20 protein-coding genes, 1 rRNA gene and 1 other annotated feature are annotated in these 21,787 nt (G+C 70.3%); of the genes, 14 read left to right on the top strand and 7 right to left on the bottom strand.

Annotated features, from left to right (window positions below; genetic code table 11):
* The first annotated feature begins 98 nt into the window (after positions 1-98).
* Positions 99-617 (top strand): histidine phosphatase family protein, encoded by a 519-nt coding sequence (locus EAO76_RS05690; RefSeq protein WP_148833961.1) that lies wholly within the window; start codon positions 99-101, stop codon positions 615-617.
* Positions 618-820: 203 nt separating this feature from the next.
* Here the strand turns inward: EAO76_RS05690 and serB are convergent, their stop codons facing one another.
* Positions 821-2,077 (bottom strand): phosphoserine phosphatase SerB, encoded by a 1,257-nt coding sequence (serB, locus tag EAO76_RS05685; RefSeq protein ID WP_148833959.1) that lies wholly within the window; start codon positions 2,075-2,077, stop codon positions 821-823.
* A gap of 452 nt (positions 2,078-2,529) precedes the next feature.
* On the opposite strand from serB, the gene EAO76_RS05680 reads away from it, so the two are divergent.
* Positions 2,530-5,085, top strand: coding sequence for an FHA domain-containing protein (locus EAO76_RS05680; protein ID WP_148833957.1), 2,556 nt, complete (start codon positions 2,530-2,532; stop codon positions 5,083-5,085).
* 100 nt (positions 5,086-5,185) lie between these two features.
* Here the strand turns inward: EAO76_RS05680 and EAO76_RS05675 are convergent, their stop codons facing one another.
* Entirely contained in the window at positions 5,186-5,962 is a 777-nt protein-coding gene (locus tag EAO76_RS05675) for a transglycosylase SLT domain-containing protein (protein ID WP_148833955.1), read from the bottom strand.
* Between the two features lie 542 nt (positions 5,963-6,504).
* Here EAO76_RS05675 and EAO76_RS05670 point away from each other — a divergent pair.
* From EAO76_RS05670 to EAO76_RS05660, 3 genes are all read left to right on the top strand, one after another.
* Entirely contained in the window at positions 6,505-7,650 is a 1,146-nt protein-coding gene (locus EAO76_RS05670) for a GAF domain-containing sensor histidine kinase (protein ID WP_148833953.1), read from the top strand.
* Positions 7,643-8,287: a response regulator transcription factor gene (locus EAO76_RS05665; RefSeq protein WP_148833951.1), complete on the top strand. Its 645-nt coding sequence runs from the start codon at positions 7,643-7,645 to the stop codon at positions 8,285-8,287. The genes EAO76_RS05670 and EAO76_RS05665 overlap by 8 nt, the downstream gene beginning before the upstream one ends.
* Positions 8,288-8,464: 177 nt before the next feature.
* Positions 8,465-8,713, top strand: a complete 249-nt coding sequence (locus EAO76_RS05660) for a chaplin (protein WP_148833949.1) — start codon at positions 8,465-8,467, stop codon at positions 8,711-8,713.
* Between the two features lie 130 nt (positions 8,714-8,843).
* Here the strand turns inward: EAO76_RS05660 and EAO76_RS05655 are convergent, their stop codons facing one another.
* Entirely contained in the window at positions 8,844-9,629 is a 786-nt protein-coding gene (locus tag EAO76_RS05655; protein WP_148833947.1) for a hypothetical protein, read from the bottom strand.
* 143 nt (positions 9,630-9,772) lie between these two features.
* Between EAO76_RS05655 and EAO76_RS05650 the strand changes: the two genes are divergently transcribed.
* The 4 genes from EAO76_RS05650 to EAO76_RS05635 all read left to right on the top strand — a co-directional run bounded on the left by EAO76_RS05650 (position 9,773) and on the right by EAO76_RS05635 (position 13,121).
* Positions 9,773-10,570, top strand: coding sequence for an ABC transporter ATP-binding protein (locus EAO76_RS05650; protein ID WP_148833945.1), 798 nt, complete (start codon positions 9,773-9,775; stop codon positions 10,568-10,570).
* A gap of 182 nt (positions 10,571-10,752) precedes the next feature.
* On the top strand, positions 10,753-11,181 hold the full coding sequence (locus tag EAO76_RS05645) for an NfeD family protein (RefSeq protein WP_148833943.1): 429 nt from the start codon (positions 10,753-10,755) through the stop codon (positions 11,179-11,181).
* A 145-nt stretch (positions 11,182-11,326) separates the two neighbouring features.
* Entirely contained in the window at positions 11,327-12,262 is a 936-nt protein-coding gene (locus EAO76_RS05640; RefSeq protein WP_148833941.1) for an SPFH domain-containing protein, read from the top strand.
* Positions 12,263-12,353: 91 nt separating this feature from the next.
* A complete protein-coding gene (locus EAO76_RS05635; protein WP_148833939.1) occupies positions 12,354-13,121 on the top strand; it encodes a sulfite exporter TauE/SafE family protein in 768 nt (255 codons plus the stop codon).
* A 68-nt stretch (positions 13,122-13,189) separates the two neighbouring features.
* Here the strand turns inward: EAO76_RS05635 and EAO76_RS05630 are convergent, their stop codons facing one another.
* From EAO76_RS05630 to EAO76_RS05620, 3 genes are all read right to left on the bottom strand, one after another.
* Positions 13,190-13,696, bottom strand: a complete 507-nt coding sequence (locus tag EAO76_RS05630; protein WP_148833936.1) for an HNH endonuclease — start codon at positions 13,694-13,696, stop codon at positions 13,190-13,192.
* A 146-nt stretch (positions 13,697-13,842) separates the two neighbouring features.
* Positions 13,843-14,382 (bottom strand): YbhB/YbcL family Raf kinase inhibitor-like protein, encoded by a 540-nt coding sequence (locus tag EAO76_RS05625; RefSeq protein WP_148833935.1) that lies wholly within the window; start codon positions 14,380-14,382, stop codon positions 13,843-13,845.
* Positions 14,383-14,441: 59 nt separating this feature from the next.
* Positions 14,442-15,224 carry a sporulation protein gene (locus EAO76_RS05620; RefSeq protein WP_148833932.1) on the bottom strand — a complete coding sequence of 261 codons (783 nt, stop codon included), beginning with the start codon at positions 15,222-15,224 and terminating at the stop codon, positions 14,442-14,444.
* Positions 15,225-15,297: 73 nt separating this feature from the next.
* On the opposite strand from EAO76_RS05620, the gene EAO76_RS05615 reads away from it, so the two are divergent.
* The 4 genes from EAO76_RS05615 (at position 15,298) to EAO76_RS45350 (ending at position 19,307) form a co-directional block, all read left to right on the top strand.
* Positions 15,298-15,939 carry a DNA-3-methyladenine glycosylase gene (locus tag EAO76_RS05615; RefSeq protein WP_148833930.1) on the top strand — a complete coding sequence of 214 codons (642 nt, stop codon included), beginning with the start codon at positions 15,298-15,300 and terminating at the stop codon, positions 15,937-15,939.
* Between the two features lie 649 nt (positions 15,940-16,588).
* Positions 16,589-16,851: a sequence feature (23S ribosomal RNA rRNA prediction is too short), on the top strand.
* Positions 16,852-16,996: 145 nt separating this feature from the next.
* Positions 16,997-17,113 (top strand): 5S ribosomal RNA (gene rrf / locus EAO76_RS05605).
* 332 nt (positions 17,114-17,445) lie between these two features.
* Positions 17,446-18,516, top strand: coding sequence for a hypothetical protein (locus tag EAO76_RS45355; protein WP_262375348.1), 1,071 nt, complete (start codon positions 17,446-17,448; stop codon positions 18,514-18,516).
* Positions 18,516-19,307, top strand: a complete 792-nt coding sequence (locus EAO76_RS45350) for a tetratricopeptide repeat protein (RefSeq protein WP_222872138.1) — start codon at positions 18,516-18,518, stop codon at positions 19,305-19,307. The genes EAO76_RS45355 and EAO76_RS45350 overlap by 1 nt, the downstream gene beginning before the upstream one ends.
* Before the next feature lie 57 nt (positions 19,308-19,364).
* Here EAO76_RS45350 and EAO76_RS05595 read toward each other — a convergent pair whose 3' ends face one another.
* A complete protein-coding gene (locus tag EAO76_RS05595) occupies positions 19,365-20,642 on the bottom strand; it encodes a DUF1015 domain-containing protein (protein ID WP_148833927.1) in 1,278 nt (425 codons plus the stop codon).
* Between the two features lie 84 nt (positions 20,643-20,726).
* Between EAO76_RS05595 and EAO76_RS05590 the strand changes: the two genes are divergently transcribed.
* Positions 20,727-21,755, top strand: a complete 1,029-nt coding sequence (locus EAO76_RS05590; protein WP_148833924.1) for an HAD hydrolase-like protein — start codon at positions 20,727-20,729, stop codon at positions 21,753-21,755.
* Positions 21,756-21,787: the final 32 nt, after the last annotated feature.

Genomic DNA, 21,787 nt, shown 5'->3' with positions numbered 1-21,787 from the left:
TCCCCGGCCCCGAGGACCGGCCCGAGCCGCCCGCGCCCGTCGCACGAGCACGTCAACACCCTGCGCCGGGCGGGCGGTTTCGTGCGAAGCTGAGGTGTATGAGCGTCGATACACCTCGCAGGATCGTCCTTCTCAGGCATGCAAAGGCGGAATGGTCGCAGGACTCCGACCACGAGCGGCCCCTCGCGGAGCGCGGCCGCAAGGATGCCCCCGTCGCAGGCCGCAAACTCGTCGACTCCGGGATCGTCCTCGATCTGGCTCTCTGCTCCACCGCTGCCAGGACCCGCGAGACGTGGAAGCTGGCGGTGCACGAGATGCCGCACCGGCCGAGGACCGTGTACGAGGAGCGCCTGTACGAGGCGTCCCCCGGCGAGCTCATCGCCCTGATCAACGAAACCCCCGACGACGTGCGCGACCTTCTCGTCATCGGCCACAACCCCGGCATGCACGCGGTCGCCGACGCCCTCTCGAACTCGGCCGAGGGCGACGCCCTGGCCCGGATGTCCCGCGGCGGCTTCCCGACCGCCGCGTTCGCCGTCGTCGAGTTCAACGGCTCCTGGAAGGGCGTGGAACACGGAGTGGGCAAGCTGGTCGAGTACTGGACGCCCAACGACTGATCCCGCGGCCCCCGCCGGCTCGACGCGCCCGCTCGCCGCGGGGCGGCCGGTGCGCGTACGGGCGGGGAAAGGGACGGGCGCGTGCAGGGGCCCCGGTGCGATCGCACCGGGGCCCCTGCACGTACGGGAACGTCCCGGTACGGGACCCGTCACGGGGCCGCCACCGCAGGAACGTTCCTACAGAAGTGCCGTGCGGGAACGCGTCAGTCGACGAGGCCGTCGGCGGCCTCGACCTCCTCGCGGGTGATGCCGAGCAGATACAGCACGGTGTCCAGGAACGGCACGTTCACCGCGGTGTGCGCGGCCTCGCGGACCACCGGCTTGGCGTTGAACGCCACCCCGAGACCGGCCGTGTTCAGCATGTCCAGGTCGTTCGCACCGTCACCGATCGCCACGGTCTGCGCCAGCGGCACCCCGGCCTGCTTGGCGAAACTGCGCAGCAGCCGGGCCTTGCCGGCCCGGTCGACGATGTCGCCGACGACCCGCCCGGTGAACTTCCCGTCGACCATCTCCAACGTGTTGGCGGAGGCGAAGTCGAGCCCGAGCCGCTCCTTCAGGTCGTCGGTGACCTGGGTGAACCCGCCCGAAACCACGCCCACTTGGTACCCGAGCCGCTTCAGCGTACGGATCAGGGTGCGCGCGCCCGGCGTCAGCCGCACCTCGGCGCGCACCTTGTCCACCACCGACGCGTCGAGCCCCGCCAGCAGCGCCACCCGCGCGTGCAGCGACTGCTCGAAGTCGAGTTCGCCGCGCATCGCCCGCTCGGTGATCTCGGCCACCTTGTCCTCGCAGCCCGCGTGGGCGGCGAAGAGCTCGATGACCTCGTCCTGGATCAGTGTCGAGTCGACGTCCATGACGACCAGCCGCTGCGCCCGGCGGCTCAGCCCGGCGGACACCACCGCCACGTCGACGCCGATCCCGGCCGCCTCCGTGGCCAGGGCCGTGCGCAGCTCCGCGGTGCCGGTGCCCGACACCGCGAACTCGACCGCCGTGACCGGGTACTTGGCCAGCCGGAAGATGCGGTCGATGTTGCCGCCGGTGGAGGTGATCGTGGCCGCTATGGCGGCGGTCGACTCCGCGGTCAGCGGGTGCCCGAGCACCGTCACGTGGGAACGCCCGTGGCCGCGCGGCCGGTTGTCGCCCGTGCCGGAGATGATCTCGGCCTGGAGCTTCAGGGACTCGGCCCAGCTGTGCACGGTCGCCCGCAGGTCGCCCTCGGTGGTGCCGCCCGAGGTCGGGGCGGTGACCAGCGCGCACAGGACGATGCGGCCACGGGTGACGACCTGCTCGATGTCGATGACGTCGACCGAGTAGGCGGCGAGGGTGTCGAAGAGCCCGGCGGTGATGCCGGGACGGTCCTTCCCGAAGATCTTCACGAGAAGGGTGGGTGTGTCCGCGCCCCGGAGGGGCTCGGAGGGCTCAGGAGACCGGGAGGACTGAGGGGGCTGAGATGCGCTCATGGTGCTTCCACCGTATCGGTCCCTCCCGCGGCACCGAAGGTCCGTCCCGAGTGCCGGACAGCGCGTCGACCCCGTTTCCCGCCCGCGCCGGGCACCGGGCGCGGGCGGGAAACGGCCGGGGGCGACGCCTCCCCGGAACGCCGGGTGGCCACCGGGTGGATCCCCGGTGACCGGGTCGCGTACCCGGAAGGTGACGGAGCGTGTATGACCTGGATCGTCCCGCGTTCACGGGTGAATGCCGTACTTCGGCCCGCTTGCCGACGATCTGCCGCCATTCGTCGGGACTTGCGGCTCCTGTCCGCAGTTTTTCGTGCCGACACCGTAACGATGCAGGTCTCGGCAGGGTCTTCACCCCGTCCGACTTTCGTATCCGGGACCGCTCCTGGAATAGTTCCCCACGATGTTCAGCATCCCTAGGCTCCCTGTGATGGGGGCAACTCGGGGGACAACTAGTGGGGCGCGGAGTGCCGGAACTCGTACTGGAATTGAATGGAAGGACCTGGACGCTCGATCCGTCCAGGTCGTACACCCTCGGGCGCGATCCGCAGGGCGACCTGACGATCGACGACGCAAGGGTCTCGTGGCGGCATGCCACGATCAGCTGGAACGGCCGTAGCTGGTTCATCGAGGACCACGGCAGCACCAACGGCACCTATGTGCAGGGACGCCGGATCCAGCAGCTGGAGATCGGTCCCGGCTCCGCCGTGCATCTCGGCAACGCCACCGACGGGCCGCTGCTGAGCCTGGGCGCCCCGGCGGGCGCCGCGTACAGCGGCCAGGGCGCGGGTGCCCCGCAGGCCCCCGCGCAGCAGCCGCAGCAGCAGGGCGGCACGGGCTGGCCCGCCCCGCAGAACCCCGCTCCGCAGCAGCAGGGCTGGCAGCAGGCCCCCCAGGGGCAGCCCCAGCAGCCCGTGCAGCCGCAGCCCCAGGTCCCGCACCAGGGCATGCCGAACACTCCCGGCGCGGGCGGTGCCGCGGGGGCCCCGCCGGTGTACGGCGACCGCAGCCCCACCACGTTCCACCAGCTGGCCCTCGGCCGCGTCATGCGCATCGGTCGTGCGCTGGAGAACGAGCTGGTGGTCTCCGACCTCCAGGTCTCGCGCCACCACGCCGAATTCCACGCGACCCCCGACGGCCGCTTCGAGATCCGCGACCTCGGATCCCACAACGGCACGTACGTCAACGGTCAGCCGCTCTCCAAGTCCGGCTCCGCGCTCATCGGCCCCAACGACATCGTCGGTGTCGGTCACTCGACCTTCCGCCTGGTCGGCGACCGGCTCGAGGAGTTCGTCGACACCGGTGAGGTCTCCTTCTCCGCCCGCCACCTCACGGTGACGGTCGACGGCGGGAAGCAGATCCTCAAGGACGTCTCCTTCGGCGTCCCGGAGAAGTCGCTCATCGCGGTCATCGGCCCGTCCGGCTCCGGAAAGTCCACCCTGCTCAAGGCGCTCACCGGTTACCGGCCCGCCAACCAGGGCGACGTCCTCTACGACAACCGGAACCTCTACAAGCAGTTCGCCGAGCTGCGCCAGCGCATCGGTCTGGTCCCGCAGGACGACATCCTGCACAAGGAACTCACCGTCATCAAGGCGCTCAAGTACGCGGCCAAGCTCCGCTTCCCCGCGGACACCACCGAGGCGGAGCGCCAGGCCCGGATCCTCGAAGTCCTCGCCGAGCTCAAGCTCGACATCCACAAGGACAAGAAGGTCACCTCGCTCTCCGGCGGTCAGCGCAAGCGCGTCTCCGTCGCGCTCGAACTGCTCACCAAGCCGTCGCTGATCTTCCTCGACGAGCCGACCTCCGGTCTCGACCCGGGCATGGACCGCGACGTCATGCAGCTGCTGCGCGGCCTGGCCGACGACGGCCGCACGGTCCTGGTCGTCACGCACTCCGTCGCCGAGCTGGCCATCTGCGACAAGCTGCTCGTCATGGCGCCGGGCGGTTCCGTCGCCTACTTCGGCCCGCCGGAGGAAGCGCTCAACTTCTTCGGCTACACCACCTGGGCGGACGTCTTCTCCGCGTTCGAGAACTACCGCGACTACGACTGGGCGGGCCGCTGGCGCGGCTCGCAGCACTACCAGATGTACGCCGCGGACATCGACGCCGTCGCCGCGCAGTCCGTGCACATGCCGCCCCCGCAGCAGATGCGCCCGCCGAAGCCGCAGAGCTGGTCCGCCCAGCTGTGGACGCTGATGCGCCGCTACGTCTCGGTGATCGCGTCCGACAAGGGCTTCATGGGTCTGATGGTGATCCTGCCCGCCGTGCTCGGCGTCGTCAGCGTGGTCATCCCGGCCGACTTCGGCCTGGCACCGCCGAAGCCGCCGTCCCGGTTCAACGGGGACGCCGGAACGATCATGCTGATCCTGGTGATCGGGATGACGTTCTCCGCGGCGGCCAACTCCGTACGAGAACTGATCAAGGAACGCGTCATCTACGAACGGGAACGGGCCACCGGCCTCTCCCGCTCGGCCTATCTGATGTCCAAGGTGATCGTCCTCGGCGTGATCACCGCCTTCCAGGGCGTCATCATCTGCGGCATCGGCTTCGCCACCCGCGACCTGCCCGAAGAGGGCCTGTTCATGCCGCCGGCCGTCGAGCTCTGCGTGACGATCATCGCGCTCGGCTTCACCTCGATGATGTTCGGCCTGGTCATCTCCTCGCTGGTGAAGACCGCCGAGAAGACCATGCCGCTGCTGGTCATGTTCGCGATCGTCCAGGTCGTCTTCACCGGCATCCTCTTCCAGGTGTACGGCTCGCCCGGCCTGGAGCAGTTCGCCTGGCTGATGCCGTCCCGCTGGGCCATCGCGGGCGCGGGCGCCACGCTCGACCTGGCGCACCTGATGCCGCCGTGGGACCCGAAGAACCCGACCGACCTGGACCCGCTGTGGGAGCACTCGGCCGGTCAGTGGGGCATCAACATCACGGTGCTCCTGTTCCTCGGCGTGATCTGCGGCTTCGCGGTCGCGCGGCTGCTGCGCCGCCACGAGCCCGAGGTCATGCGCAAGTGATCACGGGTACCGGGGCGGACGCGCCGGTACCGGACGCCGAAGGGCGGCACCCTGCGGGGTGCCGCCCTTCGGCATGTGCGTGCGGCGTCCGGGCGCCGGCTCAGTACGCGCTGTTGACGTTGTCGATCGAGCCGTACCTGTCGGCCGCGTAGTTGGCGGCGGCCGTGATGTTGGCGACCGGGTCGTAGATGTTCGACGAGGTGCCGGGCACGTGGTACGCGTTGAACGTCGGCTGGATGACCTGCAGCAGACCGCAGGACGGGGTGCCGTTCTGGGCGTTGACGTCCCAGCCGTTGACCGCGTTCGGGTTGCCGGTCGACTCGCGCATGATGTTGCGGTGCAGCCCCTCGTACGAGCCCGGGATGCCGTTGGCGCGCATGACGTCCAGGGCCTGCCGGATCCAGCCGTCCAGGTTGTTGGCGTACACCGGGGTGCGGGCCTGGGAGCGGCTGGCGGCACGCGTCTCGGTGCGCTCGGCGACGGCCTTCGCCTTCGCACGGGAGGCGGCCTTCGCCTTTGCCTCGGCCTTCGCCGCGGCCCTGGCCTCGGCGGCCGCCTTCTTCTTGGCGGCGGCGGCCTTCTCGGCGGCGGCCTTCTTGGCCTTGGCGAGGTCGGCGGCCTTCACCAGCTTCTCGGCGGTGGAGTGCTGCTCGATGATGCTTGCCTGCACCGTCCTGGCCTGCGGGGCACCGGCGGCCGACGCGAGGACCACGGGGGCGGCGGAGACGGGAGCCTCGGCCTCGGTCTTGGGCTCGGCGTTGGCGGGGACGAGCGAGAACGAGAGCGCGGCGACCGCGGCGGCGGAAACACCCGCGACGGAGAACTTCTGGGCCTTGTTCAGGCGACGGCGACGGCCGGTGGTGCTGGACGCGGACATGCAGACGTACCTCTTCGAATCGCGGAAGTCCTCACGGAGGACGAAGACGGGAAGCGCGTTTCGCATCTCCGTCGGGGACGGGAGCAATTCTTAGCGGCGGCAAAATCGGGTGGCAAAGGTGTGACGTACGAACCCGAGTAGTGGATCAGTGCCCGGCCCGGTCGTGCGGGCCCGTTCTCATGCCCATTGATGCGGCGCTTATGTCTCCACTAGTCGACTTCGTAAGTGATGTGGGTCCTATGCGCGGCCTCACATCGGGCGCGTAACAGTTTCACCAACCGTTGCTTCCGCAATTCGGAGTGTCATGATCCGACCCTGTGGGAGGTGCGTCGACCGCCTCGGACGCTCTGCGGCGCACCCGCGGGGGCAGGCGGGACCGGGCCGCGGGGCAGGCAGGACCGGGCGGTGAGGCATGCGGGACCCGGCAGCGGGCGGAGGTCCCGCCGTGTGCCCACGGGCCGGGCGGCCTAGTCCCACGGTCCTAATGCGGGGCCGTCCACAGGCCGATACGGCGTGCGCACCCCGCCGGTACGGTGAGGTCCATGAGCCACCGCACGCCATCGGGCCTGGCCGCCGTGAGCGCCGCGCTGCTCGCCATGAGCCGACACCTCGAAGTGCGTGACGTCCTGAAGACGATCGTCGCCTCGGCCCGCGAGCTGCTGGACGCCGAGTACGCCGCGCTGGGCGTCCCCGACGACCACGGCGGCTTCGCCCAGTTCGTCGTCGACGGCGTCAGCGACGAGCAGTGGAAGGCCATCGGCCCCCTGCCCAGGCAGCACGGCATCCTCGCCGCGATGCTCCGCGAGGCGAAGTGCGAGCGCCTCGCCGACGTCCGCAAGGACCCCCGTTTCGAGGGCTGGCCCGAGGCCCACCCCGACATGTCCGACTTCCTCGGCCTGCCCATCAGGGACGGCGACGAGGTCATGGGCGCGCTCTTCCTCGCCAACAAGCGCTGCCCCAAACCCGAGGGCAGCTGCGGTTTCACCGCCGAGGACGAGGACCTGCTGGCCATCCTCGCCCAGCACGCCGCGATCGCCCTCACCAACGCCCGGCTGTACGAACGCAGCCGCGAGCTCACCATCGCCGAGGAACGCTCCCGGCTCGCCCACGAGCTGCACGACGCGGTCAGCCAGAAGCTCTTCTCCCTGCGGCTGACGGCCCAGGCCGCCACCGCCCTGGTCGACCGCGACCCGGCCCGCGCCAAGGGCGAGCTGCAACAGGTCGCCGTGCTCGCCGCCGAAGCCGTGGACGAGCTGCGGGCCGCCGTCGTCGAGCTGCGCCCCGCCGCGCTCGACGAGGACGGTCTCGTCGCCACGCTCCGTACCCAAGTCCAGGTCCTGGACCGGGCCCACACGGCCCGGGTGACCTTCGAGAGCCTGGGCGTACGGGCCCTGCCGGCCGCCCAGGAGGAGGCGCTGCTCCGGGTCGCCCAGGAGGCCCTGCACAACGCGCTGCGCCACTCCGGTGCGGAACACGTCGCGGTCACCCTGGCCCGGCGCGACGGCGGCACGCTGCTGCGGATCGCCGACGACGGCAGCGGCTTCGAGCCCGCGGCGACCCGGCAGGCGGGCCGGCACCTGGGCCTGGTGTCGATGCGCGACCGGGCCAGTGGCGTCGGCGGCAGGCTCACCGTTGAATCGGCGCCCGGCGAGGGCACCACGATCGAGATGGAGGTACCCGGTGGCTGACAAGATCATCAGGGTGCTGCTGGTCGACGACCACCAGGTGGTCCGCCGCGGTCTGCGCACGTTCCTGGAGATCCAGGACGACATAGAGGTGGTCGGCGAGGCGGCCGACGGCGCCGAGGGCGTGGCCAGGACCGAGGAGCTCCGTCCCGATGTCGTCCTGATGGACATCAAGATGCCCGGCACCGACGGCATCGAGGCGCTGCGCACACTGCGCGAACTCCAGAACCCGGCCAGGGTCCTCATAGTCACCAGCTTCACCGAGCAGCGCACCGTGGTCCCCGCACTGCGCGCCGGGGCTTCCGGCTACGTGTACAAGGACGTCGACCCGGACGCCCTGGCCGGTGCGATCCGTTCCGTGTACGCGGGACACGTACTGCTCCAGCCGGAGGTCGCGGAGGCCCTGCTCGCCCAGGAGGAACCGGGCGGGGGGACGGGCCGGGGGAACACCCTCACCGAACGGGAGCGGGAGGTGCTGGGCCTGATCGCCGACGGCCGCTCCAACCGCGAGATCGCGCGAGCGCTGGTCCTCTCCGAGAAGACCGTCAAGACGCACGTCTCGAACATACTGATGAAGCTGGACCTCTCGGACCGGACCCAGGCGGCCCTGTGGGCCGTCCGGCACGGAGCGGCGAGCTGACCACCGGCGGGTCCGGCCACCGGTGGAGCCGGACGCCGGTGGAGCGGACCGTCGCCCCCCGGGCTGAGATTCATACTGTCGGGTGTATGTCACCCGGACGGCGCAACCCGTACCGGGGAGAGGCGTTCTCCAGGGAGCTGCGGCGGTCGGCCGCAGCCACACCAGGAGGACCCCGAAGTGAAGAACCTGAAGAAGGCCGCCGCCGTCGCCATGATCGCCGGCGGAATCATCGCCGGCGGCGCGGGCGCGGCCTCCGCCACCGGTCACGGCGCGGGCGCCGACGGCATCGCCACCCACTCCCCGGGCGTGGCCGGCGGCAACACCGTCCAGGCCCCGGTGCACGTCCCGGTCAACGCGGTCGGCGACACCGTCAACGTGATCGGCCTGCTCAACCCGGCCTTCGGCAACCTCGGCCTGAACGGCTGACCCGGCCGACCGGACGGATCGACCGGTCCCGCGGTCGTGCGCCGCGGGGCGGGACGGACACGACACGTCCGCCCCGCCCCGCGGCACCGCACAGCACGCAGGCCGCACCGGCCCCGAACCCCGGACCGGACTACCGCCCCCGCTCCCGCTCCTCCACATACGCGTTGTACGCGGCGACCTGCGCCCGCCGGGCCACCCGCTCCACCGGCCGCAGCGCCTCGCCCCGGGCCGCGATCTCCGAAGCGCTCACCGCACCGCCGTGCCCGTTCCCGTACGCCACCGAGATCAGCAGCCCCACCCGCTGCGCCAGCTCCAGCACCCGCACCGCCCGCGGCGGATACCCCGGGGCCAGCACCTCGCGCCCCCGCTCCGTCCGCGCCCGGTACGCGTCCACGGCGGCCTCGGCCACCGGCCCCGAACCGGCCACGTCCAGCCGCGACAGCACCGCCGTCGCGTCCCGCAGAGCCTCGGCCAGCTCCCGCTCCGCCTCGCCCAGCGACGGCACGTCGGCCGGCGGCGCCTCCCGCACCGCCAGACACCGCCACACCACCTCGACGTGCAGATCCCCCGCCGGCCCCGCCTCGCGCACCTCGGGAACCAGCCCGTACGGCGCACCGAAGGCCACCACCGCTTCCTCGGCCTCCAGCGCCCGCGCGTTGAAGTCCGGCGGCCCGCTCAGACCCAGCGGATGGCCGGGCGCCGGAAGCGCCACCCGGAACCCCGTCACCCCCAGCCCCCGCAACCGCCCGAGCGCCAGCGTGAGCCCGACCGGCCCCGCCTCGCCCGGCAGTCCCTCGACGCGGTGCACCGCGTCCTTTCCGACAATGGCGAGCACCGCGTCGTCCGGCGACACGAGTCCCGCCAGAAGCGCGTTTCCCCAAGCGGCCAACAGCCCTGAGCGTGGTTCCGAAAGCATGGCGACAGCCTAGGGAACCGGCCGGGGCCCCGTGGTCACACGGGCCCAGCGCCGGAAGCACTCGCGCGGTGGCGTAGATTTCCCTGGGAGCTGTGCCCACAGGCACGCGACGATCTCGACACTGCATGGGGAGACAACGCGCCATGAGCGATGTACTGGAGCTGGTGGACGTATCCGTGGTCCGCGACGGACGCGCTCTGGTGGACGACGTCTCCTGGTCGGTCAAGGAGGGGGAGCGCTGGGTCATCCTCGGCCCGAACGGCGCCGGCAAGACCACCCTCCTCAACATCGCGTCCAGCTACCTCTTCCCGACCACCGGCACCGCCAAGGTCCTCGGCGAGCAGCTCGGCGGCGTCGGCACCGACGTCTTCGACCTCCGCCCCCGCATCGGCATCGCGGGCGTCGCCATGGCCGAGAAGCTGCCCCGGCGCCAGACCGTCCTGCAGACCGTGCTCACCGCCGCGTACGGCATGACCGCCACCTGGCACGAGGACTACGAGGCCGTCGACGAGGAGCGCGCCCGCGCCTTCCTCGACCGGCTCGGCATGACCGAGTACCTCGACCGCAAGTTCGGCACCCTGTCCGAGGGCGAGCGCAAGCGCACCCTGATCGCCCGCGCCATGATGACCGACCCCGAGCTGCTGCTCCTCGACGAACCGGCGGCGGGACTCGACCTCGGGGGCCGCGAGGACCTGGTCCGCCGCCTCGGCCGACTGGCCCGCGACCCGTACGCCCCCTCCATGATCATGGTCACCCACCACGTCGAGGAGATCGCCCCCGGCTTCACGCACGTCCTGATGATCCGCCAGGGCAAGGTGCTCGCCGCCGGCCCCATGGAGACCGAGCTCACCTCCCGCAACCTCTCCCTCTGCTTCGGCCTGCCGCTCGTCGTGGAGCACACCGGCGACCGGTACACCGCCCACGGCCTGCCGCTCTCCTGAGGCCCCCGCCCCCGTAGGGCCTTTCCGCCGGCCACGGGGCCGCAGCGGGCCCCGGACCCGGACGGATACGGCGACGGGCACGGGCGAACCCGGCGCGCGCCGCGGACCTGACCGGCGCGACGGGCCAGGGCTGCCCGATTGTGCCCTGTCCGTGAGGGCCTTCGCGGTCCTACCATGACCACGTGGACATCGACGCGTGGGTGTGGTGGCTGATCGGCGCGGTGGGACTGGGCATCCCGCTCGTCCTGACCGCGATGCCCGAGTTCGGCATGTTCGCCGTCGGAGCGGTCGCCGCGGCGGTCGTCGCGGCACTCGGCGGCGGCATCGTGGCCCAGGTGCTGGTGTTCGTCGTGGTCTCCGTGGCGCTCATCGCCGTGGTCCGCCCGATCGCCGCCAGACACCGCAATGACCGGCCCCAACTCTCCACCGGCATCGACGCGCTGAAGGGCCGTCAGGCCGTCGTCCTGGAACGGGTCGACGGCAGCGGCGGCCGGATCAAGCTGGCCGGGGAGATCTGGTCCGCCCGCTCCTTCGACGGGGACCAGAGCTTCGACCCGGGCCAACAGGTCGATGTCGTCGACATCGACGGAGCAACGGCAGTCGTCATGTGACCGAACCACCCACAAGGCAGGGCCTGTTCTGCCAGACTCGATGTAGATCATCATTGAGACCGGGGCCGTCACGACAGCCGGCCCCTCCCGCGATCTCGACCTCGATCATCGCGATCCGTCGGCAACCGAAGGGCAACGAGGAACGATGCAACCGATCATCATCGTCCTGATCATTCTGGTGGTGCTCGTCTTCATCGCCCTGATCAAGACGATCCAGGTCATCCCGCAGGCCAGCGCCGCCATCGTGGAGCGCTTCGGCCGCTACACCCGTACGCTCAACGCCGGCCTGAACATCGTCGTTCCGTTCATCGACTCGATCCGCAACCGCATCGACCTCCGCGAACAGGTCGTGCCGTTCCCGCCGCAGCCGGTGATCACCCAGGACAACCTGGTCGTCAACATCGACACCGTCATCTACTACCAGGTGACCGACGCGCGGGCCGCGACCTACGAGGTCGCCAGCTACATCCAGGCGATCGAGCAGCTCACCGTCACCACCCTCCGCAACATCATCGGCGGCATGGACCTGGAGCGGACCCTGACCTCCCGCGAGGAGATCAACGCGGCCCTCCGCGGCGTCCTCGACGAGGCGACCGGCAAGTGGGGCATCCGCGTCAACCGCGTCGAGCTCAAGGCGATCGAGCCGCCCACCTCCATCCAGGACTCGATGGAGAAGCAGATGCGCGCCGACCGTGACAAGCGCGCCGCGATCCTCCAGGCCGAAGGAACGCGCCAGTCCGCGATCCTCACCGCGGAGGGCGAGAAGCAGTCCGCGATCCTGCGCGCCGAGGGCGAGGCCAAGGCGTCGGCCCTGCGCGCCGAGGGCGAGGCCCAGGCCATCCGTACGGTCTTCGAGTCCATCCACGCCGGGGACCCGGACCAGAAGCTCCTCTCGTACCAGTACCTCCAGATGCTCCCGAAGATCGCCGAGGGCGACGCCAACAAGCTCTGGATCGTGCCCAGCGAGATCGGCGACGCGCTCAAGGGCCTCAGTGGAGCCTTCGGCAACCTCGGCAACGGCGCCCCCGGGTTCGACACCGGCGCAAGCAAGGAACGCCGCGAGGAGCCCCCGGTCGACTGAGGACCGGTACGGCACCCCAGTCGACTGACGTGTACACACCCTCGTGCATGATCAGTGCACCAAGCACCGATCCCGCACGGGGGGACACGCAATGAACATCTGGGAGATGCTCGCCGTCTTCGTCGCGGGCATCAGCGCCGGAACGATCAACACGATCGTCGGCTCGGGAACACTGATCACCTTCCCCGTGCTGCTCGCCACCGGACTGCCACCGGTCACCGCCACCGTCTCCAACGCCCTCGGCCTGATCCCCGGCTCCATCAGCGGCGCCATCGGCTACCGCGCGGAACTCACCGGGCAGCGCAGCCGCGTGCTCAGACTCTCCGTCGCCGCCCTCATCGGCGGCTTCACCGGCGCCGTCCTGCTGCTGGCCCTGCCCTCCACGGCCTTCGAGACGATCGTGCCGATCCTGGTGGCACTGGCCCTCGTCCTGGTCATCCTGCAACCGCGCATCAGCAAAGCCGTCCAGCGCCGGCGCGACCACGACGGCACCCCCGCCCGCCCCGACGGCGGCCCGCTCCTCTTCGTCGGGCTGATGCTCGCCAGCGTCTACGGCGGCTACTTCACCGCCGCCCAGGGGATCATCTACCTCTCCCTCATGGGCATGCTGCTCGACGACACCATGCAGCGACTCAACGCGGTCAAGAACGTACTGGCCGCCATCGTCAACAGCATTGCCGCGCTCTTCTTCCTCTTCGTCGCGGACTTCGACTGGACGGCCGTCGTCCTGATCGCCGTCGGCTCCGCGATCGGCGGCCAGATCGGCGCGAAGATAGGCCGCCGCCTCAGCCCTACCGTCCTGCGCGTCCTCATCGTCGCGGTCGGCACGGTCGCCATCGTCCAGCTGCTGCTGCGCTGACCCGGCCGACGCGCAAAAGCCCGCCCCCGGAGGGACGGGCTTCCGTCACGACGGAACACGTACGCCGGTCACGCCGCGGCACTGTCCAGCCAGTCCGGCAGCTCCGCCCCCGCGTCGGCCCCCAGTGCCAGCAGCATCGCCTGCGCGGGGGAGGGGACGAACGGCTGCCGCAGCAGCGGCATCCCCGCCTGCTCGGGCGTCCGGGCCGCCTTGCGGTGGTTGTCCTCGGCACAGGAGGCAACCGTGTTGAGCCAGGTGTCCTGACCGCCCTGGGCCCGCGGGACGACGTGGTCCACGGTGCTCGCCCGCCGCCCGCAGTACGCGCACCGGTGCTGGTCCCGCACCAGCACCCCCCTCCTGGACCACGGGGCGTGTCTTCGGAACGGCACCCGTACGTACCGGCAGAGCCTGATCACCCGGGGCACCGGAATGTCCACGGCGGCGCCACGCATGCGGAGGTCGGGGTGCGACTGTTCGACGACGGCCTTGTCCTGCAGGATCAGCACCACCGCACGGTTCAACGTCACCGTCGACAGCGGCTCGAAGCTCGCGTTCAGCACCAGCGTGTCCCGCATCTCGCCCACCTCCCGTGTGCCGCCCGCCCCCTGGCAGGCCCGGATCAACTCTGGCGGGGCGGGCCGGGATGGACAACGCAATAAAAAATGCCCTGCCCCGGTCTCCTCGGGACCAGGGCAGGGCGAACAGCGGGGAAACTCTCGGCTCACGCCTCCTGGGCGGGGGACGCGTACTCGCCGATCAGCTGGGCACGGCCCAGCGTGTGGAAACGCAGGTTGAATCCGACGACCGCGGGCGACGCGTCGCTGTCGACACCCAGCTTCTCGGTGTCCACCGCGTACACGGTGAAGACGTAGCGGTGGTTCTCCCCGGCCGGCGGTGCGGCGCCACCGAAGTCCTTCGAGCCGTAGTCGTTGCGGACCTGCACGGCACCGGCGGGCAGCCCTTCGAACTTCCCGCTTCCCGCACCGGCCGGAAGCTCGGTGACCGATGCCGGGATGTCGAAGACCACCCAGTGCCAGAACCCGCTGCCCGTCGGGGCGTCGGGGTCGAAACAGGTCACGGCGAAGCTCTTGGCCTCCGCCGGGAAACCCTCCCACCGCAGCTGCGGCGAGGTGTTCCCGCCCGCGAACACCTGGGCGTCCGCCAGCACGGCACCGGGGGCGAGGTCCTCGCTCACCACCGTGAACGACGGCACCTCGGGGTGGAAGTCGTGCGGCAGCGGCGCCCTCTTCGGCTCGGTCACGTCAGCACCTCTCCTGATCGCTTCGTTCTGTCACTGCTGTCAGCCGGTCCCCACCGACCCTAGAGCCAGTTGCGCCGACCGCCGACCTGGGCGAGCCACTGGTTGAGGTACGCCGCCCAGTCGGTCCCCTGGTAGTCGTTCAGCCCGACCTTGAACGAGCGGTACGAGTCGCTGCCCTCGCTGAAGAGCCCCGGCTTCTTGTCCATCTCCAGGACGACGTCCATCTCGCGGTCGTCCGCGACGAAGGACAGCTCGACCTGGTTCAGCCCGCGGTACTGCTGCGGCGGGAAGAACTCGATCTCCTGGTAGAACGGCAGCCGCTGGCGCGTGCCGCGGATGTGACCGCGCTCCATGTCCGCGCTGCGGAAACCGAAACCGAGCTGCCCGAAGGCGTCCAGGATGGCCTGCTGGGCCGGCAGCGGGTGCACGTTGATCGGGTCCAGGTCGCCCGAGTCCAGCGCCCGCGCGATCTCCAGCTCCGTGGTCACACCGATGTTCATGCCGTGCAGGTGCTGCCCGGCGAACATCGTGATCGGCGTCTCCCAGGGGATCTCCAGCCCGAACGGCACAACGTGCACGGCACCGGCCTGCACCTCGAACGCCCCACCGAGCCGAAGCTTGGTGAACTCGATGTCCTGCTTGGTCTCGGTGTCCTGGCCCTCGACCTCGACCCGGGCCTGCAGGCCGACGGAGAGTCCCTCGATCTGCTGGGCCACGGATCCGCCCTGGACCCGCACCTCGCCCTGGACGACCCCACCCGGTACGACATTGAGTTCGGTCAGCTCGGTCTCCACCGAAGCACCACCGGCACCCAGACTCGCGAGCAGCCGCTTGAAGCCCATGTTTACTCCTCCTTGGTCCTGACCCCTACATACGCGTCACGACCGTAGTCGGTTCCCGGTACCCTCGACCGCCATGATCGAGGGCATGGACCGTACGCCACTGACACGCGACTTCTTCGACCGCCCCGTACTGGACGTGGCCCCCGACCTCCTGGGCCGCACCCTGGTGCGCACCACCCCCGAGGGCTCGATCGAACTCCGTCTCACCGAGGTGGAGGCGTACGCGGGGGAGATCGACCCCGGCTCGCACGCCTTCAGGGGCCGCACCGCGCGCAACAGCGTCATGTTCGGACCGCCGGGACACGCGTACGTCTACTTCACCTATGGCATGTGGCACTGCCTCAATCTGGTGTGCGGCCCGGAGGGCAGGGCGAGCGGGGTCCTGCTCCGCGCCGGCGACATCCAGGTCGGCGCGGAACTCACCCGCGAACGTCGGAACTCGGCCCGCAACGACAAGGAACTGGCCAAAGGGCCGGCCCGCCTGGCGACCGCCCTCGGCATCGACCGCGCACTGAACGGCACCGACGCCATCGCCCACCCCGGGGCCCAGCTCTCCGTGCTGCACGGCACCCCACCACCGCGCGACCAGGTACGCAACGGTCCGCGCACCGGGGTGGGCGGCGACGGGGCCGTACATCCCTGGCGCTTCTGGATCGACGGAGATCCCACGGTGAGTCCCTACCGGGCCCATGTGCCACGCCGCCGCGCAACTTGACTCACCCTTGAGGGACACCTAATGTTGTCCGAGCCGCTTGAACGGGTACTGCTGTCGATTCAGTCCATCCGGACCGAATCCGAGCACCTGGCAGCGGCCAACCACTACCTACGACTCACCCGGACGGGTGCGAATTCGGCATGCCGTAATTCGTTTCCTCGGCTCGATTATGAGCCACCAGGGAAATCGGTTAACGTAGCGGAAGCCGAAAGGCAAAAGACCACTTCGACGGTCACCGAGAATTCGGAATCCGGTCCGGAAACGGAACGGGAAAAGGTTCTGGTAGAGTCGGAACCGCCGGAAAGGGAAAACGCGGAAGCGGAGGACCTGGAAGGCGAATCCCGCTGYCCGGGAATCGGGTCCGYAAGGATCTGATAGAGTCGGAAACGCAAGACCGGAGGGAAAAGCCCGGAGGAAAGCCCGAGAGGGTGAGTACAAAGGAAGCGTCCGTTCCTTGAGAACTCAACAGCGTGCCAAAAGTCAACGCCAGATATGTTGATACCCCGGCCTGCTACGGCAGGTTGGTGGTTCCTTTGAAAGTCCTGCGGGATCCTTCGGGTTCCGGCAGGCAATTGCACAGCGAGGACGCTGTGGACGGCCGGTCCTATTCCGACTGGTTGTCCCGCTCTCGTGTCGTGTTGTCCCGACGCGTAGGAATATTGAGAAGGGCTGTCCCTAGTACGAGAGGACCGGGACGGACGAACCTCTGGTGTGCCAGTTGTTCTGCCAAGGGCATGGCTGGTTGGCTACGTTCGGGAGGGATAACCGCTGAAAGCATCTAAGCGGGAAGCCTGCTTCGAGATGAGTATTCCCACCAACTTGATTGGTTAAGGCTCCCAGTAGACGACTGGGTTGATAGGCCAGATGTGGAAGCCCGGTAACGGGTGGAGCTGACTGGTACTAATAGGCCGAGGGCTTGTCCTCAGTTGCTCGCGTCCACTGTGTTGTTCCCGGGCTGCGAACAGTCGCACCGGTTGAACAGCTTCACTAATTAATTGAAAAGTGTGCTTGTTCGCTAAGCGCCGATACCCCGTTTTGCGGGGTGGCCCGATAGAGTTTCGGTGGTCATTGCGTTAGGGAAACGCCCGGTTACATTCCGAACCCGGAAGCTAAGCCTTTCAGCGCCGATGGTACTGCAGGGGGGACCCTGTGGGAGAGTAGGACGCCGCCGAACAATCTTTGAAGGACCCTTGGTCCCAGCGTMKACGCTGGGACCAAGGGTCCTTTTTGTTTTCCGGAGCGCGTTGGATGTCCGACTGCGCCAGAATGTCTTGTAGTACCCGATGACAGGAGTCACGCCGATGTCCACCAACTCTCCCGACGATCGTTCGGAGCGCGAGCCGCGTCGCCGGGACGGTGGTGACCGGGGCGGCTTCAGCGGTCGCCGTGACGACCGGGCCGGCGGGCCCCGTAGGGACAACGACCGCGGCGGTTTCCGGCGTGATGACCGGGATCGGGACCGTGGTCCGCGTCGGGACGACAACCGCAGTGGTGGGTTCCGCCGTGATGACCGGCGTGACGACAACCGCGGTGGCGGTTTCCGCCGCGACGACCGGGACCGGGACCGTGGCCCCCGTCGGGACGACGACCGCGGCGGTAGCTTCCGTGGTCCGCGTCGTGATGATGACCGTGGTGGGTTCCGTGGTCCGCGTCGTGATGATGACCGTGGTGGGTTCCGTGGTCCGCGTCGTGATGATGACCGTGGTGGTCGTGGGTTCGAGCGTCGTGACGACCGTCCGCGTGGCCCGCGCCGCGACGACGACAACCGCGGTGGCGGTTTCCGGCGTGATGACCGGGATCGGGACCGTGGTCCGCGTCGGGACGACCGGCGGGACGACAACCGCAGTGGTGGGTTCCGCCGTGATGACCGGCGTGACGACAACCGCGGTGGCGGTTTCCGCCGCGACGACCGGGACCAGGACCGTGGCCCCCGTCGGGACGACGACCGCGGCGGTAGCTTCCGTGGTCCGCGTCGGGATGACGACCGTGGTGGGTTCCGTGGTCCGCGTCGTGATGATGACCGTGGTGGTCGTGGGTTCGAGCGTCGTGACGACCGTCCGCGTGGCCTGCGCCGCGACGACGACAACCGCGGTGGCGGTTTCCGGCGTGATGACCGGGACCGGGACCGTGGTCCGCGTCGGGACGACCGGCGGGACGACAACCGCAGTGGTGGGTTCCGCCGTGATGACCGGGATCGGGATCGTGGGCCGCGTCGGGATGACGACCGTGGTGGGTTCCGTGGTCCGCGTCGTGATGATGACCGTGGTGGTCGTGGGTTCGAGCGTCGTGACGACCGTCCGCGTGGCCTGCGCCGCGACGACGACAACCGCGGCGGCGGTTTCCGCCGCGACGACCGGGACCGTGGCCCCCGTCGGGACGACCGGCGGGACGACAACCGGGGTGGGGGCTACCGCGGGCAGCGGGACGACCGTGGTGGCCGGGGCGGCTACCGGGGGCGTGACGACCGCGGTGGGTACGAGCGTCGTGACGACCGGGACCGCGAGCCCATCAAGCGGCTCCCGATTCCCGAGGACGTCACCGGCGACGAGATCGACAAGGACGTGCGGCAGGAGCTGATGAGCCTGCCGAAGACCCTGGCCGAGGACGTCTCCAGGAACCTCGTCATGGTGGCCCGGCTGATCGACGAGGACCCCGAGCAGGCGTACGCGTACTCGCGGATCGCGCTGCGGCTGGCCTCCAGGGTCGCCGCCGTGCGTGAGGCGGCCGGGTTCGCCGCGTACGCGACGCAGAAGTACTCCGAGGCGCTGGCGGAGTTCCGGGCGGCGAAGCGGATGACCGGTTCCGTGGAGCTCTGGCCCGTCATGGCCGACTGCGAGCGCGGACTCGGGCGGCCCGAGCGGGCGATGGCCATGGCCGGCGAGCCCGAGGTGCAGAAGCTCGACAAGGCCGGTCAGGTCGAGATGCGGCTGGTGGCGGCCGGAGCCCGCCGGGACATGGGGCAGATCGACGCCGCCATCGTCACGCTGCAGAGCCCCGAACTCGCATCGAGCGCCGTGCACCCGTGGACGGCCCGGCTGCGCTACGCGTACGCCGACGCGCTGCTGGCCGCAGGGCGTGAGGACGAGGCGCGCGAGTGGTTCGGCAAGGCGCTGGAGGCGGACAAGGACGGTTCCACGGACGCCTCGGACCGGCTCGCGGAGCTGGACGGCGTCGAGTTCGTCGACGCCCTCGGGGACGACGAGGACGACACCGCCGTCGTCCCGGCCGTCGCCACAGACGCCGACGAGGACAAGGCGGACGAGGACACCGGCAAGGGTGATGTCGCGGACGCCGCGGACGCCGCGGACGGTGCGGCCGACAAGGCCGAGGCCGGGACCGAGGACGGGAACGGCGCGTCCCAGGCGTGAGTCATGACGGAGGGCGGCATCCAGGAAAGGGATGCCGCCCTCCGTCGTCGGCGCGGGTCAGTCGAGGGTGAGGCTGCGCAGGACGAGGCCGGTGGCCGGCTTGGGGCCGAAGGAGGTCGACTTGCGGGGCATCGTGACGCCCTGCCGGGCGAGGTCGCGGACGACCTCCTCCCGTACCGGATGCATCAGGACCGCTGTCGCACCGAGGCGTTCGGCCTGCTCGACGGCTGCCGCGGTGTCGTGGATGTATGCGATGTGCTCGGGGGCGTCGGGGATTCGCCAGACGTCGTCGAGCAGGGCCGAGTGCAGGACCGTCGCGTCCAGGGTCCGCCAGGCGTCCGGGCGGTCGGTGGGAACCGCGCGGGCCAGCAGGGCGGCGTCCGGGCGGTCGACGAGATGGAACCCGCCGTCGCCCGCGAGCAGGAACGCGTTGCCTTCCGAGGCGGCCTCGGCGAGCGCCTCCAGGGCCTGCGGGAGGGGTCCGTCCAGGGCCCGGACGTGGAAGAGACCGTCCAGCGCCGCGAGCGCGTCGGCGACCGGGAGGCGGCGCAGCAGCCGGTGGATGGCACGCACCCGGAGCGGGTAGCGGGCGGTGTCGACCAGGAGGACCAGGCCGAAGTCCCAGGGGCCGTGACCGGTGTGCTCCCGCTGCAGTCGCAGATACGTGGCCCAGCGGTGGTGGCCGTCGGCGATCAGGGCCTGGCGGCGTGCCAGGTCGGTGTCGATCTCGGCCCGGTCGTCGGGATCGGTGATCGCCCAGAGCCGGTGGCGGAAGCCGTCCTCGGTGGTGGTGGCGAGCAGCGGAGGGCGGTCCACGGTCCGCTCGATGACGGCGGTCGCGCCCGGACCGCCGTCGTCGCTGCGGTAGGTGAGCAGCAGCGGTTCGAGATGGGCGGCCGTCGTGCGCATCAGGTCGGCCCGGTCCTCGACGACGTCGGACATCACGTCCTCGTGCGGCAGGACGATGCCGTCGGCGGGGGCGGAGAGTTCGAGGGCGCCCACGATGCCGCGTTGCAGGATCTCCGCGTCGCGTTGCTCGTAGACGTACAGGGCCGGCTCGGCATCGGGTGCGAGGACACCCTCGGAGAGCCAGCGGTTCAGGGTCTCGGCCGCCTGCTTGTGGCGGGCGGCGGCGGTGTCGGCCTGGGGCAGGATCAGCCGGACGATGTTGTGCGGATCCGCCGATTCCAAGTGGTGCAGCCCGTCGGGTCGAACGACGACGTCGTACGGCGGTGAGGTCACCGCGGAGAGGCTGCCGACCTGCTCGGGGACGTATCGCAGTCCACGGAACGGGATCAGGCGCAGCCCCTGGTCGGCCGGACTTGGTGTGTTCATTTCTGCATCGTATGCGGGCGGCTCCGGTGAGCGACGGGCGATGAGCGATGATCGGACGGAAGCATGGAGCGAGGAGCGCGACGGATGAGTCAGGTGAGCAGGAGCGGACCGAGGGGGAGCAGCACCGCGTTGTACGAGGCGTACGACACGGCGCTGCTCGATCTCGACGGAGTGGTGTACGCGGGCGGCCGGGCGATCGTCCACGCCGTCGACTCGTTGCGCACGGCGCGGGACGGCGGGATGCACCTGGCGTACGTGACCAACAACGCCCTGCGGACCCCGGCGGCGGTGGCCGAGCACCTCACCGAGCTGGGGATTCCGGCCGAACCGACCGACGTGATCACCTCGGCGCAGGCGGTGGCCCGGCTGATGGCCGACCAACTGCCCGCCGGTTCCAGGGTGTTGGTGGTGGGCGGCGAGGGGCTGCGGGTCGCGCTGCGGGAGCGGGGCCTGGTGCCGGTGGAGCACGCGGACGACGAACCGGTCGCGGTGGCGCAGGGGTACGGCGGGCCGGACATGGCCTGGGGGCGGTTCGCCGAGGCCGCGTACGCGATCGCGCGCGGGGCGGTGTGGTTCGCGTCCAACACCGATCTGACGATTCCGGGTGCCCGGGGCATCGCGCCGGGCAACGGGGCGGCGGTGGAGGTCGTACGGATCGCCACCGGGGCCGAACCACAGGTCGCCGGGAAGCCGTTGCCGCCGATGCACCGGGAGACGGTGCTGCGGACCGGGGCCGAGCGCCCGCTGGTGGTCGGGGACCGGCTGGACACGGACATCGAGGGCGCCTTCAACGGCGGGGTGGACTCCCTGCTGGTGCTCACCGGGGTGACGGACGCGGCGCAGTTGGTGGCCGCCGGGCCGAGGCACCGCCCCACCTACGTGGACGCGGACCTGCGGGGGCTGCTCACCGGGCAGCCCGAGGTGACGGAGACCGGCCGCGGCTTCGTGTGCGGGGACTGGACGGCGTCGGCGCGCGGGAACGAACTGGTGCTGGAGGGGGACGGGGACGTGCTCGACGGGCTGCGGGCGCTCTGCGGGGCGGCCTGGTCGCACGCCGGGGGCGGCTCGTGCGGACTGGACGCGGGCAAGGCCGTCTCGCGGCTGGGGCTGTGACGGGAGACCGGGGCCGGGACGGGGATCGGGAC

It is taken from the genome of Streptomyces sp. sk2.1 (genome assembly GCF_008120935.1).
GTDB lineage: Bacteria > Actinomycetota > Actinomycetes > Streptomycetales > Streptomycetaceae > Streptomyces.
The sequence above is the reverse complement of the archived record's forward strand: the minus strand, read 5'-3'. Positions and strand labels throughout refer to the sequence as shown.